This window comes from Paraburkholderia caffeinilytica (genome assembly GCF_051027425.1).
Classification (GTDB): domain Bacteria; phylum Pseudomonadota; class Gammaproteobacteria; order Burkholderiales; family Burkholderiaceae; genus Paraburkholderia; species Paraburkholderia caffeinilytica_A.
In genome coordinates this window covers 952,781-967,943 of sequence record NZ_CP186552.1, presented here as the reverse complement: position 1 = coordinate 967,943, position 15,163 = coordinate 952,781, and the positions used below count along the sequence as shown (strand labels likewise).

The 15,163-nt window shown below is 61.3% G+C and carries 10 protein-coding genes and 1 tRNA gene; 5 read left to right on the top strand and 6 right to left on the bottom strand.

Annotated features, from left to right (window positions below):
• Nucleotides 1-288: 288 nt before the first annotated feature.
• From ycaO to ACOSV0_RS04210, 3 genes are all read left to right on the top strand, one after another.
• Nucleotides 289-2,016, top strand: coding sequence for a 30S ribosomal protein S12 methylthiotransferase accessory factor YcaO (ycaO, locus tag ACOSV0_RS04220; protein ID WP_434108936.1), 1,728 nt, complete (start codon nucleotides 289-291; stop codon nucleotides 2,014-2,016).
• Between the two features lie 961 nt (nucleotides 2,017-2,977).
• Nucleotides 2,978-4,258 (top strand): DUF6402 family protein, encoded by a 1,281-nt coding sequence (locus tag ACOSV0_RS04215; RefSeq protein WP_434108934.1) that lies wholly within the window; start codon nucleotides 2,978-2,980, stop codon nucleotides 4,256-4,258.
• Nucleotides 4,255-4,674 carry a hypothetical protein gene (locus ACOSV0_RS04210; protein ID WP_434108933.1) on the top strand — a complete coding sequence of 140 codons (420 nt, stop codon included), beginning with the start codon at nucleotides 4,255-4,257 and terminating at the stop codon, nucleotides 4,672-4,674. Before ACOSV0_RS04215 ends, ACOSV0_RS04210 begins: the two co-directional genes overlap by 4 nt.
• A 259-nt stretch (nucleotides 4,675-4,933) precedes the next feature.
• Here the strand turns inward: ACOSV0_RS04210 and ACOSV0_RS04205 are convergent.
• The 3 genes from ACOSV0_RS04205 to ACOSV0_RS04195 all read right to left on the bottom strand — a co-directional run bounded on the left by ACOSV0_RS04205 (nucleotide 4,934) and on the right by ACOSV0_RS04195 (nucleotide 8,043).
• Nucleotides 4,934-5,023: transfer RNA gene (locus ACOSV0_RS04205), tRNA-Ser, on the bottom strand.
• Between the two features lie 217 nt (nucleotides 5,024-5,240).
• The gene (serS, locus tag ACOSV0_RS04200; RefSeq protein ID WP_434108932.1) at nucleotides 5,241-6,536 is read right to left on the bottom strand and encodes a serine--tRNA ligase; all 1,296 of its coding nucleotides are present in this window, start codon (nucleotides 6,534-6,536) and stop codon (nucleotides 5,241-5,243) included.
• Between the two features lie 193 nt (nucleotides 6,537-6,729).
• A complete protein-coding gene (locus ACOSV0_RS04195; protein ID WP_434108931.1) occupies nucleotides 6,730-8,043 on the bottom strand; it encodes a replication-associated recombination protein A in 1,314 nt (437 codons plus the stop codon).
• Nucleotides 8,044-8,217: 174 nt separating this feature from the next.
• Here ACOSV0_RS04195 and cytX point away from each other — a divergent pair, with 174 nt between their 5' ends.
• Nucleotides 8,218-9,534, top strand: coding sequence for a putative hydroxymethylpyrimidine transporter CytX (cytX, locus tag ACOSV0_RS04190; protein WP_434108929.1), 1,317 nt, complete (start codon nucleotides 8,218-8,220; stop codon nucleotides 9,532-9,534).
• A gap of 93 nt (nucleotides 9,535-9,627) precedes the next feature.
• Here cytX and speB read toward each other — a convergent pair whose 3' ends face one another.
• Nucleotides 9,628-10,617, bottom strand: coding sequence for an agmatinase (gene speB / locus ACOSV0_RS04185; RefSeq protein ID WP_175052700.1), 990 nt, complete (start codon nucleotides 10,615-10,617; stop codon nucleotides 9,628-9,630).
• 170 nt (nucleotides 10,618-10,787) lie between these two features.
• Between speB and ACOSV0_RS04180 the strand changes: the two genes are divergently transcribed.
• Complete coding sequence (locus ACOSV0_RS04180) at nucleotides 10,788-11,708, top strand: LysR family transcriptional regulator (RefSeq protein WP_434108927.1); 921 nt, start codon at nucleotides 10,788-10,790, stop codon at nucleotides 11,706-11,708.
• Nucleotides 11,709-11,791: 83 nt separating this feature from the next.
• Here ACOSV0_RS04180 and lolA read toward each other — a convergent pair whose 3' ends face one another.
• Both lolA and ACOSV0_RS04170 read right to left on the bottom strand, forming a co-directional pair.
• Nucleotides 11,792-12,529, bottom strand: a complete 738-nt coding sequence (gene lolA, locus ACOSV0_RS04175; RefSeq protein WP_434108925.1) for an outer membrane lipoprotein chaperone LolA — start codon at nucleotides 12,527-12,529, stop codon at nucleotides 11,792-11,794.
• Between the two features lie 255 nt (nucleotides 12,530-12,784).
• Nucleotides 12,785-15,100 (bottom strand): DNA translocase FtsK, encoded by a 2,316-nt coding sequence (locus ACOSV0_RS04170; protein ID WP_434108924.1) that lies wholly within the window; start codon nucleotides 15,098-15,100, stop codon nucleotides 12,785-12,787.
• Between the last annotated feature and the right edge of the window lie 63 nt (nucleotides 15,101-15,163).

Genomic DNA, 15,163 nt, shown 5'->3' with positions numbered 1-15,163 from the left:
CACACCATACGAGTGATCCGCGCTGAAAGATCGAGCCGTTTTGTCGTGCGGCGAAATAACTGACCTGAAGAATCGCGCGAGGTCAGGACCGCAAAACCCGCATCCAGCCCCTCACCCTGCCTGCGCCGAGTTGGCGCCGATCCGTCTCACTGAGACTGCCAGACAGACCTGAGACCTGCCGTCTCCTCCATCAGGTCACATCCCAGATTCCCAATGACTGCCTTCGGCGGCAAATCCGAGCGTTCGGACGAAATTTACGCAAGTTCTACCAGATAAAGGCACGACATCATGCAAACCGAAAGCTTCATTCCTGGCAAGGATGCATCGCTGGAATTCTCCATTGCCACCATGCAGCAGAAGCTGGCGGCGCGCGGCTTTTTCCTCCAGGAAAGCTCGTGGCTCAATCCGGCCGAGAACATCTGGTCATGCCACATGCGCGACAAGGCATGTCCGATGCTGTTCACCAACGGCAAGGGCGCCTCGGAACTGGCTGCCCGCGCCAGCGCGATCGGTGAATTCATCGAGCGTCTGGGTTGCCATTATTTCTGGACTCACTTTTATCTTGGCGAGACCCGGGCCAACCGTCCCTTCGTTCACTATCCGCAGGAACGCTGGTTCGCCCCCACCGAAGATGGTGCATGGCCGGCGGAATTGCTCAACCCCGAGTTACACGCGTTCTACAACCCGGACAGCGATATCGACGGTTCGGTGATTGTCGACCTGAACTCCGGTAACGAGGATCGCGGCATTTGCGCGCTGCCGTACACCCGCCTGCGTGACGGTGCGACGACGTGGTTCCCGGTGAATATCATCGGCAACCTGTATGTCAGCAACGGCATGTCGGCGGGCAATACCAAAATCGAGGCGCGGACCCAGGCGTTGTCCGAGATTTTCGAGCGCCAGGTCAAGTACCGCATCATCAGCGAAGGCCTGTGCCTCCCCGACGTGCCGGAAGACGTGATCGCGCGTTACCCGGGCATTGCCGCCGGCGTGAAGTCGCTGCGTGACGCCGGCTTCGGCATCCTCGTGAAGGATGCGTCGCTGGGCGGCCGCTATCCCGTGATGAATGTGACCTTGCTGCATCCGAAAGACCAAGGCGTGTTCCCGAGCTTCGGCGCGCATCCGCGTTTCGAAATCGCGCTGGAACGCGCGTTGACCGAGTTGCTGCAAGGCCGCTCGCTCGAATCACTGGAAGACTTTCCGGAACCCGGCTTCGACATGGACGAGATTTCGGCTGTGGCGAATCTGGAGATTCACTTCGTCGATTCGAGCGGCGTGGTGAGCTGGAATTTCCTGAGCGACAAACCCGACTACGCATTCGCGGACTGGAATTTCAGCTCGACGACGCAGGAGGATTACGACTGGCTGTGCACGTGCATCGCCGAGGAAGGCAAAGACGTGTACGTCGCCGATTTCGAAGAACTCGACGCCTATGCCTGCCGGATTCTCGTACCGGGCATGTCGGAGATTTACCCCGTCGAAGATCTGCAATGGGAAAACAACAGCGCAGGCAACGACATCCGCCCGGCGCTGGTCCGCCTGAACGAGCTCAGCGACGCGGAGTGCCGCACGCTGCTCGACGACCTGCAGACGATGAATCTCGGCGACGAACGGCCGCTCTGGGAAATTCTCGGCCTTGCCGTACCGCTCGGGACAGCGTGGAAAGAACTGCGTATCGGCGAACTCAAGACCTTGTTGGCGCTCGCGATCGGCGACGTGGAGACCGCACGCGAAGGCTGCGACTGGATTCACCATTACCGCCAGATGAATCAGGGGCGCTGGCTGGTTTATCGTTGCGTCGAAGCGCTGCTCAATCTCGATGGGCCGGCTAGTTTCACCCATTCGTTGACCTTGTTTTATGGCGCGGAAACGCTGCGCCAGGCGCAAGCACTGGTAGATCGCAAGGAGCGGTTCTTCGGTCTCGCCTCGCTCGGCGTGGATTTCGAGGGAAGCGCCATGCACAGCAACCTGCTCGCCGCTTACGACAAGCTTTTTGCTTCGACAACTGGAGCCTGAGGAGGGTGTGACGCGTGGAATCGCCGGTCGGCCCGAGCCGGTGTTTCCACGCCGCCGCTTTAAATGCGCAATGTGCAAAAGCCCGCTCGCGGCGGGCTATGGTGAACAGTAAAAAAGTCTATCGCTGGGATGGTCGCTCGACCCGCTCGCGATTCTCCGCAACGGCCTGGCGAACGGCTTCCAGCATGTCCGGCTTTCGTTCCAGAGGAAGGACGTCAATGAACTTACGCGGTGGAGTCTTGACGTGAGGCTTCAGCGTCACACCGTAAAGCTTTCGCGGCGCAGTCATGCTCAACCTCCAAGGGGTACTTGGGTAATGGAGCTGGATAAGGCGTGCCGTTTGAGTTTAGACCTTCTTTTGGCGCTTGTCGCGTCCGGCTTGTCACGTTCGTCGAGTGGCGCCAGCAGCCTGCCAACTCGCGTCCCGGTTACTCGTCGTGCGGCGGGATCTTGATCAGCAAAAACCACAATACGGCTACAACGATAAAAATAGGGATTGCATGCACTTTGAATCTTCCGATGGAAACGATTCAAAGGGTAACGATTACGGCGCCCGATAGGTGTTTCCGCAGATATCGGAACATTACGTGTCATGATTTTCTGGACCTGCGCACCGTCGAATCGCGGCACGGGGCATTTCATTTGTACCAGCGATAATGAAGCGTAAGTTTGCGGCCGCGGCGGTAATGTCAGCGCGCGGCGCTTTTCTTCTTCCTTTCCAACTCGCCTAGGGCTTCGCACGTGACAGTGGCCGCGGCTGCCACGTTATACCTTCATCGTCACGTTCACAATGTGACCCCGGATTAGCGTCTGGGAACGATACAGGCTCAACCGCTAGAACGCGAATGAGCACGCCGCCAGTCGGCCGAAAAAATCCCCATTTCAATCGTTGATCTATTTTTAGGGTCAGTCCGATTCTCTCCGATCGGATTATCGGATATCAAGGCGCTCGGGGCAAAAAATGCCCGTCAACCCCGGACATCTGCCGACTATTCACGAGCGTCCGATTTGGAAATCAAAGCAAAACGAGATGGCTGACGAATTCTCTTATTACAAGATCAACAAGCTGTTGTGGCGCTGGAGCAGCAAGGAAGGTGCACGCATCGTGCGTGAGGTCGGTTTGTCGACGGACAAGGCCCCGCCAGCACTGCCAAAGCAACCCGAAACAAACTCCACTCGAGGCACGCCTACGCCGAAACCGCCCAAGCCTGATCCGATGGTCAAGATGGTGGACGACATAGGGAAGGCTGTAGAGGCTTTTTCCCGCTTCAAGATTTGGCTAAACACGCCCGATCCGCCGAAGCCACCGAAAGCGCCCCCGCCAGCGAAGCCAGAAAAGGCGGTGCCGCCGTTCGACATTCAGGAAATCCCCGGCGCAATGCGCGAGGAGATGATGCCGATTGGGGCCAAGCTGATGGAGCGTTGGTTTGCCGGTCGTTTGAACTACTCCCCCACCGATGACGACGAGCGGGCCAAAATCAATCAGGATGGGAAACCTTATCCGCCAGACATGTATGACACAACTACCGTCAAGCTGGACTGGGTACTCAAGTTTGAGCGCGCCAGGAGCAAGTACGAGTACCTGATAACGGAGGCGATTCGGTCCGATAAAGCGCGTAAAGCACTTCACGACGCACTCATCCCGTATAAGGACATGGGCGACCTTTTTACTACAAACATTTGTGGGAACGACCCAGAACAATTGCACACACTGTTCCAGTTCCAACGGGTCGAAGTTGGTGGCACGTTGGCAGAAAAAATCATGCTGCAATTGGCAGCCGGAGCTACAAACTATAGTGCCCCGGACGACCTTACTGCTGCGCCTGGCTCGTTCGTCTTCTATGCGGCCATTGGCCACGTCCGCTTCTCAAGCGATATAGCCAGTGGTGTAAGGGTGAGCGACACAAGGATCGCCGAACTGACGGGGATATGGGTGTATGTGACGGACGGTTACACGTTCACCGATAAAGCGGGTGACCGCTCACAGTATCTGGGGCATTGGAGTAGCGACGGAGTAATTGTCATCCCTCTGGATGGTATCGCTGCGACATCTCCCTACATCCCATACGTGGAGTCGCCAGTCACCATTGGCAACCCGGTTATCAAGGGTGAGGTCTACTACCCGATACACAATCGCGATTTCAGACAGTGGCAAATCAAGCATCAACGCGGCGGCGATTTTATCGTCTTCACAGATCGGCGGTTTGTTCCAGTCATTCCACCAATCAGGGTACATCTATGAAGTTCTTGCGCCTACGTGCCGTGGTGCTGGTCGGACTCACCGTTATCGGCGCGCTCTATTTCGGCCTCTTTGACCGCACTCCGCACGGCACGGAATGCGAAAAATCATCATCCCCGGATGGCATTTATATCGCCGAGCGCTGCTTCCTGGAAGTCCAGTCATTTCGCAGTGGAGATGCAAAGTATGTTGGCCGATTGTTCAATGCAGAGAGTGGAAAACTGTTGGCGGAACATACTTTTATCACGCCGGTACCCGATCTTTTTTGGTCTCCCGGTTTTCACTCTGGTGAGCCGATCCCGCGTTATATAGGCCCATCCGTGAATTTTTCCCGTGGCGGCGAAGACGGCGACGGTTCAGACATTCCATTACCGCCATCTCTATGGGATCGTCTTTTAGCTGCACGTCCGAACCTGTAATAGCAAGGACAACGCACTCAGCCGCAATCGCATTAAGGGATGCAGGATATAAAGTGAGCCCGCCAGTTCATGGCGGCACGAATCAGTCGATGCAACATGCGCCGTCCGCACGTCAACATCGGACGTGCGCTGTTCTGCAAGAAAGCGGGACCGCCGCATAGCAAGGCAAACCTGCATCGTTCGTCACACGGGTTGATTTGCAGGTCGGAAAAAAAAAGCCCCGTAAGTCGTCGAACTTACAGGGCTTTGATCTTGAATTTGGCGGAAAGGGTGAGATTCGAACTCACGGTACCCCTAAAGGTACACTGGATTTCGAGTCCAGCGCATTCGACCACTCTGCCACCTTTCCGGGTCTTCCAACTCACAACAACGAGGGCTTGCTTAGTTGCTTCTTAGTTGTTTATGAATCAGATCCAAGCGGGTCGTTGCTTGGGAGAAAAAGATTATAGAACAGCTGAATCCAATTTCCAAGCCCCTACTCGAGAAAATTTTGAGGAGACTTGGCAATCGATGCGACCTTAGCCAGGCATCAGCCAGGCATCAACCAGGCATCAGTCGCACATCCATCAAGCCGCCGGCACTTCCAGCCGTTCCACCCCGCCGAGGTAAGGGCGCAGCGCCGCCGGCACCGTCACCGAACCATCCGCGTTCTGGAAGTTCTCAAGCACCGCCACGAGCGTACGGCCAACCGCCAGGCCCGACCCATTCAGCGTATGCACCAGCTCCGGCTTGCCTTGCGCATTGCGGAAACGCGCCTGCATCCGGCGAGCCTGGAACGACTCCGTATTCGAGCAGCTCGAAATCTCGCGATACGTGTTCTGCGCAGGCACCCACACTTCCAGGTCATACGTCTTCGCAGCCGAGAAACCCATATCGCCCGTGCACAGCGTAATCACGCGGTACGGCAACTCCAGCTTCTGCAGAATCGTCTCGGCGTGGCCGACCATTTGCTCCAGCGCGTCATACGACGCTTCCGGCGCGACGATCTGCACCATCTCGACCTTGTCGAACTGATGCTGGCGGATCAGACCGCGCGTGTCGCGGCCATACGAGCCCGCTTCCGAGCGGAAACACGGCGAATGCGCGGTCAGTTTGATCGGCAGCGTGTCGGCTTCGACGATGCTGTCGCGCACCGTGTTCGTCAGCGAAATTTCCGACGTCGAAATCAGATACTGCGTGACCGTATTCTCGTCACCGCCCTTCTCGACGCGGAACATATCGTCGGCAAATTTCGGCAGTTGGCCGGTGCCGTACAGAATCTCCGGATTCACGATGTACGGCGTGTACACCTCGGTGTAGCCGTGGTGCAGCGTGTGCGTGTCGATCATGAATTGCGCCAGCGCGCGATGCAGCCGTGCAATCTGTCCGCGCAACATGGTGAAACGCGCGCCCGACAGCTTCGCGCCGGTTTCGAAATCGAGACCGAGCGGCGTGCCGACGTCGACGTGATCCTTCACCTCGAAATCGAACTGGCGCGGCGTGCCCCAGCGGCGCACTTCGACATTCTCCGTTTCGTCCTTACCCATGGGCACGCTTTCGTGCGGCAGGTTCGGCACGCCGAGCAGCAGGTCGGACAGGCGCTTCTGGATATCGTCCAGCTTCGCCGCCGACGCCTTCATCTCGTCGCCAATACCGCCCACCTCGGCCATCAGCGCCGAGGTATCCTCGCCCCGCCCCTTCATCCCGCCGATCTGCTTCGACAGGGTGTTGCGGCGCGCCTGCATCTCTTCGGTACGGGTCTGGGTGTCGCGGCGTTCCGCTTCGAGCGCGGTAAAGGCCGCCACGTCGAGGGTATAGCCGCGGTCGGCGAGGCGTTTGGCGACGCCGTCGAGGTCTTTGCGCAGCAGCTGGATGTCGAGCATGGAATGGGGCGGGTGTTCGTTGTATGAAGCAGCGATTTTAGCGCACCGGCGCGGGCGGCCGGTGCGTTAGATGGTCGAGGCGTGCGGAATGGCGGCAAGGCGCCAAAAACGACGCGCGGCAAGGCGCCGGCCGAGGCGCGAGAAGCGGCGCTAACTGACGCGCAGAACAAAGCGCTCGATGAGCCGCAAAAGCTTAGCCCTTTTTAGGCTTGTTCTCGCTGCGCCACTGCGCGTCGAGCTCGGCCAGACGCGCCATCTTGTCGCCGATCTTGCCTTCGAGACCGCGCGGCGTCGGCTCGTACCAATGCGGGTCGCGCATGTTGTCCGGCAGATAGGTCTCGCCGGCGGCATAGGCATCGGGTTCGTCGTGTGCATAGCGGTATTCGTGACCGTAGCCGAGTTCCTTCATCAGCTTGGTCGGCGCGTTACGCAGATGCACCGGCACGCCGCGCGACTGGTCTTTGCTCACGAACCGCCGCGCCTCGTTGTACGCGTTGTACCCGGCGTTCGACTTCGGCGCGACCGCCAGATAGATGATCGCCTGCGCCAGCGCCAGCTCGCCTTCGGGTGTGCCGAGGCGTTCGTAGGTTTCGGACGCGTCGAGCGCAATGCGGGCCGCGCGCGGGTCGGCGAGGCCAATGTCCTCCCACGCCATCCGCACGATGCGTCGCGCGAGATAGCGTGGGTCCGCGCCGCCGTCGAGCATGCGGCAGAACCAGTACAGCGCGCCGTCCGGGCTGCTGCCGCGCACGGATTTATGCAACGCGCTGATCTGGTCGTAGAATGCGTCGCCGCCTTTGTCGAAGCGGCGCAGATTCTCGGCGAGCGCGCTGCCGAGCAAGGCGCCGTCGATTTCCGTGCTCTTTTGCCGGGCCGCCGCGCGCGCGACGATTTCCAGGTTGTTCAGCAGCTTGCGGCCGTCGCCGTCGGCGGAACCGATCAGGGCGTCGCGGGCTTCGTCGGTGAACGTGAGGCCGCCGAGTTCTTTCTGTGCGCGGTCGAGCAGTTCGCGCTGTTCTTCGTCGGTGAGGCTTTTCAGCACGTAGACGGCGGCTCGCGAGAGCAACGCGCTGTTCACCTCGAACGACGGATTCTCGGTCGTCGCGCCGACGAACACGAACAGCCCCGACTCGACGTGCGGCAAGAACGCGTCCTGCTGGCTCTTGTTGAAGCGATGCACTTCGTCGACGAACACGAGCGTCTGGTGCCCGTTCGCGCGATGAATCTGCGCGGTCTCGACGGCTTCGCGGATATCCTTCACGCCCGAAAGCACCGCGGACAACGCGATGAACTCGGCATGAAACGCGTCGGCCATGAGCCGCGCGAGCGTGGTTTTGCCGACGCCGGGCGGGCCCCAGAGGATCATCGAGTGGGCTTCGCCGGATTCGAAAGCGACCCGCAACGGCTTGTTCGGGCCGAGCAGATGCTTCTGGCCGATCACTTCGTCGATATTGCGGGGCCGCAGGCGTTCGGCGAGCGGAACATTGGCACGGGTTTCTTCAAACATGACGTTTTGGGGATAATCTCGGCTTTTCCGGACGCAGTCCGTGTGAAGGCGGCGTGCTGCCGGTGAGCCACGCCAGCACGCAGGGGTGCGGGCAACGTCCTGCATTATGACAGCGACGGCGCTCAAGCGATGAGCGCGCAGATTCGCAAGCAATATCAACAGGGACAAGACTAGATGGCACAAGATCCACTCGCCGGCGACGCCGGCTCCACCTACGCACCGCTCACGCCGGTGCCCGACGCGCGCCGCGCGTTCCGCACGGGCGACGCTTTCGCGCTCTGGTTCTCGCTCGGCATCGGCCTGCTGGTCGCGCAGGCGGGCGCGCTGCTGGTGCCGGGACTGTCGCTGCCGCATGCGTTGCTGGCGATCGTGATCGGCAGCGTAATCGGCGTCGTATTGCTGGCGCTGGCCGGCGTGATCGGCACGGATACGGGGCTCGCGGCGATGTCGTCGTTGCGGCCGACGCTCGGGGTACGCGGCGCCTCGGTGCCTGCTGTGCTGAACGCGGTGCAACTGGTCGGCTGGGGTTCGTTCGAGGTGATCGTGATGCGCGATTCCGCCGATGCGCTCGCCAAGCAGGCCTTCGGTTTTTCGATGCCGCTGATCTGGACCGTGATCTTCGGTTTGCTCGCAACGCTGCTGGCGATCAGCGGCCCGCTGTCGTTCGTGCGCCGCTTTCTGCGCACGTGGGGTATCTGGCTGCTGCTGGCGGGCGCCGCATGGCTCTCGTGGAATCTGCTGGCCAAGCACGACCTGGCCACGCTGATGCGCCGTCCGGGCACGGGCGAGATGTCGTTCGGCGGCGCCATCGATCTGGTGGTCGCGATGCCGCTCTCGTGGCTGCCGCTGATCGCCGACTACACGCGCTTCGGCCGGCGCCCCGGCGAGACCTTCCGCGGCACGCTGCTCGGCTATGGCGTTGCGAACCTCTGGTTTTACGCGCTCGGCGCGATCTACGGCCTCGCGGCCGGCGGCGGCGATGCGCTCTTGACCGGCGCGCTGGCGCAAGCAGGCGGCGGCCTCGCCCTGCTGCTCATCCTGATCGACGAAGTGGACAATGCATTCGCCGACATCCACTCGGCAGCGGTCTCGACGGGAACGTTCTGGACCCGCGGCAGCGTGCCGTTGTTGTCGGCGGCGTTTGGCGCGCTGTGCACGGCAATCGCCTTGCTCGTGCCGATGGCGAAGTATCAGAACTTCCTGCTGCTGATCGGCTCGGTGTTCGCGCCGCTGTTCGGCGTGGTGCTGGTGGATCACTTCATCGTGCGCAAGCGCCGCATTGAAGCGGCCGTGCTCGGCGACGTGCGTGGCCGTTACGGCTTCTCGGGCGGCTGGCATCTGAGCGCGTTCGCGTCGTGGGCAATCGGGATCGTGGCGTATCAGGTGATCAATCAATGGCTGCCGAATCTCGGCGCGACGTTGCCCGCGTTGGCGATCGGCGCGGTGTGTTATCTGGCGCTGGTGTCGGCTCGGAAGACGGCCTACGCTTGAGTCGCTGGAGCACCACTGCAATGAAGAAAAGGCCTGCAAATGCAGGCCTTTTCTCTTCATGCATCATCAAGCTTGATCAGCTCAATACGCAGTTCAACGCTTCGACGCCCGATACTCGACACCCGGCAACACGCACAGCAATTCGAACGCGAGATTCGCGCCGAGCAACGCGGTCGTGCCGAACGGATCGTACGGCGGCGCCACCTCAACCAGATCGCAGCCGACGATGTTCAAGCCATGCGAGCCGCGAATGATTTCCAGCGCCTGCGGTACCGTCAAACCGGCGATTTCCGGCGTGCCCGTACCCGGCGCAAAAGCCGGATCGATACCGTCGATGTCGAACGTGATGTACACCGGACCGTCACCCATGCGTTCACGCACGCGTGCCATCAGCGGCGCCAGCGACTGGTTCCAGCACGCCTCGGCCTGCACGACTTCGAAGCCCTGATCGCGGCACCAGTCGAAGTCTTCAGCCGCGTAACCCGTGCCACGCAGACCGATCTGCACGACACGATCGCAATCCAGCAAGCCCTCTTCCACCGCGCGGCGGAACGGCGTGCCGTGCGCGATCTTCTCGCCCATCATCGTGTCGTTGACGTCGGCGTGAGCGTCGACGTGAATCAGGCCGACCTTGCCGTGCTTGCGATGAATCGCGCGCAGGATCGGCAGCGCGATCGTGTGGTCGCCGCCCAGTGTGATCGGCTTGCAGTTGTGCTGGAGGATTTCGTCGTAGGCGGTTTCGATGCGCCTGATCGAATCGTGCAGGTTGTACGGATTGATCGCGACGTCGCCGAGGTCGGCCACGCGCAGCGAATCGAACGGCGCGGCGCGCGTCGCCATGTTGTACGGGCGTAGCAACACCGACTCGCTGCGGATCTGGCGCGGCCCGAAGCGCGCGCCGGTGCGGTTCGAGGTGCCGAGATCGAATGGCACGCCGACGAAGCAGGCGTCGAACCCTTCGGCCGAGCCGACGTTCGGCAGCCGCATCATCGTCGCAATGCCGCCGCAACGGGGCATTGCGTTGCCGGACAGCGGCTGCGGCCGTTCACCGGCGTCGGGGGAAATGAAAGAAGAGGTATTCATCGTGTCTCGGCAATGAAAAGAGGGCAGTAAGCAGAATCGTGCAACCGGCCGAGGGATCAATAGAAAAAGCGCACCTTGCCGGGCGAATCTCGATTCTTGAGCAGTTTCCCTCAAGTTAAAATACAAACAGAATAAACTTCACATTGATTCGTAGCGATGTATCCTGCCGTATGTTCTCCCAACTCACCGATCTCGACCTGCGCCTGATCCGCGTCTTCCTCGCCATCGTCGACGCCGGCGGCGTCTCGCCGGCCCAGGCCACGCTCAACGTCGGCCAGTCGACCATCAGCACGCAACTCGCCACGCTGGAAACGCGCCTCGGCTACCGGCTGTGCGAACGCGGCCGCGGCGGCTTCAGCCTGACTGCGCGCGGCGAGCAGTTCATCGACGCGGCCCGCGCGCTACTTTCCGCCGTCGACACCTTCGGCATGCAGGCGCGCAATGTCGGCCGCAAACTGGTCGGCACGCTCGATATTGGCATGATCGGCCACACGCCGGTATCGGCAAGCGCGCGCATCAGCGACGCGATCGGCCGGTTTCGGGCGCGCGATCAGTCGGTGCGGTTTTCGATTCTGGTGCGCTCGCCGGGCGAACTCGAAGAACTGCTGCTGAACGGCCGGATTCAGATCGGTATCGGCTATTTCTGGCATCGCGTACCGTCGCTCGAATACACCGAGGTATTCGCCGAAGATCAGTTCGCTTATTGCGCGAAGGGGCATCCGCTATTCGCTTCAGCTGGAGACGTGTCACCCGCGGAAGCCGCGGCTCACGAATGGGCGTGGCGCAGCTATCCGCTGCCCGAAGCCGAAAGTTCGACCACGCCGCAGAACGTCACCGCCGTCGCGGACAACATGGAAGCGGTCGCGATGCTGGTGCTGTCGGGGCATCACCTCGGCTATCTGCCGGGACATTTCGCGGCGCCGTTCGTGAAGCAAGGCTTGCTGGCCGCGTTGAACCCCACACAGATGAAGTACCGCGTGGCGTTCCATATGGTCACGCGGGCGCGGCAGCATCGAACGGATATCGTCGAAGCGTTCATCGACGATATGAAAGCCGCGCATCCGGTGCAGATGCTGGAAGTGGATGAGTAGCGATTCGGCGTTGCACGCGCCACCAAAAGAAAAGCCGCGCAATTGAGGCGCGGCTTTTTTATTGCATGGACAAGCTGGACAGCTTAACCGTTGATCACATCCGCGCCCTTCGGCACCGTGAACTTGAACGCATCGGCCGGCAGCGGCGGATTCTTCTGGATGTTCGAGAACGTCAGCAGCGTCACGTTGCCGAACACATCGTGCAGTTCCATTGCTTCAAGATTGCCGTCCTTGAAGCCAATGCCGACGCGCTGAAATTGCGTGTCTTTCGCCTTGGGCGTCAGCTCGAGCCAGTCGATGCCGGCCTTCACGCCCGCATCGCGCAGCGTGAAGTTCTTGTCCAGATCGTTGCTGCCGAACAGGATCGCCGCCGGGCTCGCGCCGAGCGCGCCGCCGAGGCTGCGCACGGTCACCTGGTTCAGATCCTTGTCATACACGTAGAGCTTGTCGCCGTCGGCTTGCAGCAGTTGCGCATAGGGCTTTTCGTATTGCCAGATGAACTTGCCGGGACGCGCGAACGTGAACGTGCCGCTCGATGTGCCGGTCTTGCCCGCCGTGGACAGCACACCGCTCGCGCCGCTTGCACCTTGCGCCTTGCTCGGCGCGCGCACTTCCTGCTGCACGAAGGTACCGCGCGCGGAATGCACTTGCGCGACGAACGCCTTCAGTTGCTCCGTGCCACTCGCGAATGCCTGCGACGCGACGAGCATCGATGCGCCGATCGCCACACTGCCGACGCCACGTACGATCGTGCGAGCAAGTTGGCCGAGACGGTTGGATTGAGCACGCTGTCGAGCGTGCTGCTGCGCGAAAAGCTGCATGGTGTTTTCTCCCTTGATTGAATTCGTTGAGCGGTCACGACGGCGGGCGTTGAGGGCGGCGGCCGGGTGACCGTGGCGGCTGGCTTGAACCGCGCAGCCGAGGGACGAACCCTCGGCCTTGAGCAACACCTTAAGCAAGAAGCCTTAAACAGGACTTATGCGCAGGACTTATACGCAGAACTTATGTGCGGGACTTAAGCAGGATCTATACGCTGCGCTTTGCCGCCGGCTCGGCGCAATAGCCTGACGGACGGCCTATTCCGCTTCCCGCGCCGGCGCAAGAATCTCGCGATTGCCATTCGACGACATCGACGACACCACGCCCGAGTTCTCCATCTGCTCAAGCAAACGCGCCGCCCGGTTATAGCCGATGCGCAAATGCCGCTGCACCAGCGAAATCGACGCACGGCGGTTCTTCAGCACCACGTCGACCGCCTGGTCGTACAACGGGTCGGCCTCGCCGTCGCCCGAGCCGGATCCCCCGGCGCCCGCTGAGCCTTCGTCGCCCTCGCCCGTCACGCCGCCTTCGAGAATGCCCTCGATATAGTTCGGCTCGCCCTGCTCCTTGAGCTTGTCCACGACGCGATGCACTTCTTCGTCCGACACGAACGCGCCGTGCACGCGCACCGGCAACCCGCTGCCGGGCGGCAGATACAGCATGTCGCCCATACCGAGCAGCGATTCCGCGCCCTGCTGGTCGAGAATCGTGCGCGAGTCGATCTTCGACGACACCTGGAAGGCCATGCGCGTCGGCACGTTGGCCTTGATCAGGCCGGTGATCACATCCACCGACGGACGCTGCGTCGCCAGAATCAGATGGATGCCGGCCGCGCGCGCCTTCTGCGCAATCCGCGCGATCAGCTCTTCGACCTTCTTGCCGACCACCATCATCAGGTCGGCCAATTCGTCAATCACGACGACGATGTTCGGCAAGCGTGTGAGCGGTTCCGGATCGTCCGGCGTCAGGCTGAACGGATTCGGCAGCTTCTCTTCGCGCTTGGTGGCTTCGTCGATCTTGTTGTTGTAGCCGGCGAGGTTACGCACACCGAGCTTGCTCATCAGCTTGTAGCGGCGCTCCATTTCAGCCACCGCCCAGTTCAGCGCATGACCCGCCTGGCGCATATCCGTGACCACCGGACACAGCAGATGCGGAATGCCTTCGTAGACGCTCATTTCGAGCATCTTCGGATCGATCAGGATCATGCGGACCTGCTCGGCGCTCGCCTTGTAGAGCAGCGACAGGATCATCGCGTTGATACCCACCGATTTACCCGAACCGGTCGTACCGGCCACCAGCAAGTGCGGCATTTTCGCGAGGTCGGCGCACACCGGCTTGCCGCCGATGTCCTTGCCGAGGCCCATGGTGAGCGGCGAAGCCGCGTCCGCATACACCGCCGAGCCGAGAATCTCCGAAAGACTCACCGTCTGACGGCGCTGGTTCGGCAACTCCAGCGCCATGAAATTCTTGCCCGGGATCGTTTCGACCACGCGAATCGACACCAGCGACAACGAACGCGCCAGATCCTTCGCCAGACCGACGATCTGGCTGCCCTTCACGCCCGTGGCCGGCTCGATTTCGTAACGCGTGACCACCGGCCCCGGATACGCGGCGACCACGCTCACTTCCACGCCGAAGTCCTTGAGCTTTTTCTCGATCAGACGCGAAGTGAATTCGAGCGTATCGGCGGAAATGGTTTCCTGCGCGGCCGGCGCCGCGTCGAGCAGCGAGATCGGCGGCAAGGTGGAGTCGCCCGGCAAGTCCGTGAATAGCGGCACTTGCCGCTCCTTCTCGACGCGCTCCGATTTGGCGGGCGTGACGATAGGCGGCACGATCATGACCGGCTCATGTTCCTCGATCCGCACGCGGCCCTTTTCGACCTTGCCTTCGCGCTTCACGGCGGCGGCTTCACCCAATTTACGGTCGCGGCCGGCCTCGCGGCGCAGCTTGGCGAACGTGACGGCCGAAATGATCGATTCGCCGACCTTTTCCGACACCGACAGCCACGAAAACCGGAAATACAGCGACAAACCAATGGCCAGCACGATCAGCAGCGCCAGCGTGCCGCCCGTGAAGCCCAGCGCATGCGACACCCCGCGCGCGACCGCTTCGCCGATCACGCCGCCCGGCGCACGCGGCAACTGCACTTTCAGCGACCACATGCGCAGCGCTTCGATACCGTCGCAGGCGAGCAACACCAGCATGAACGCGAACGCGTCCGCGAGCCAGCCGGCGTCGCGCGGCGCATCGTCCTGCAGTTCCTCGTGGCGGGTGATACGGCGGTAATTGGCGGAGATATGGCGGCCGAGCAGCACGATCCACCAGTACGCGGAGAGTCCGAACAGCAGCAGCAGGATGTCGGACGTCCACGCGCCGACGCGGCCCGCCCAGTTGGCGATGTGGTCGACCTGCGCGGCGTGCGTCCAGCTCGGATCGTGCCTGCTGTAGCTGACGAGCGCCATGAGCAGAAACACGCCGAGCGCGACCTGCAAGATCCAGCGGATTTCGGTGAAAAGGCGCGACATGCGGTGCGGCAATGCCTGCGCGCTCGCGGAATAGGGAGCTTTTGCCATTGATCCTGTTGCTTGTGTGGCCGATTTGCTGCCGGAGTCGCGGCCCGAAGCGGCGCCTGGGGC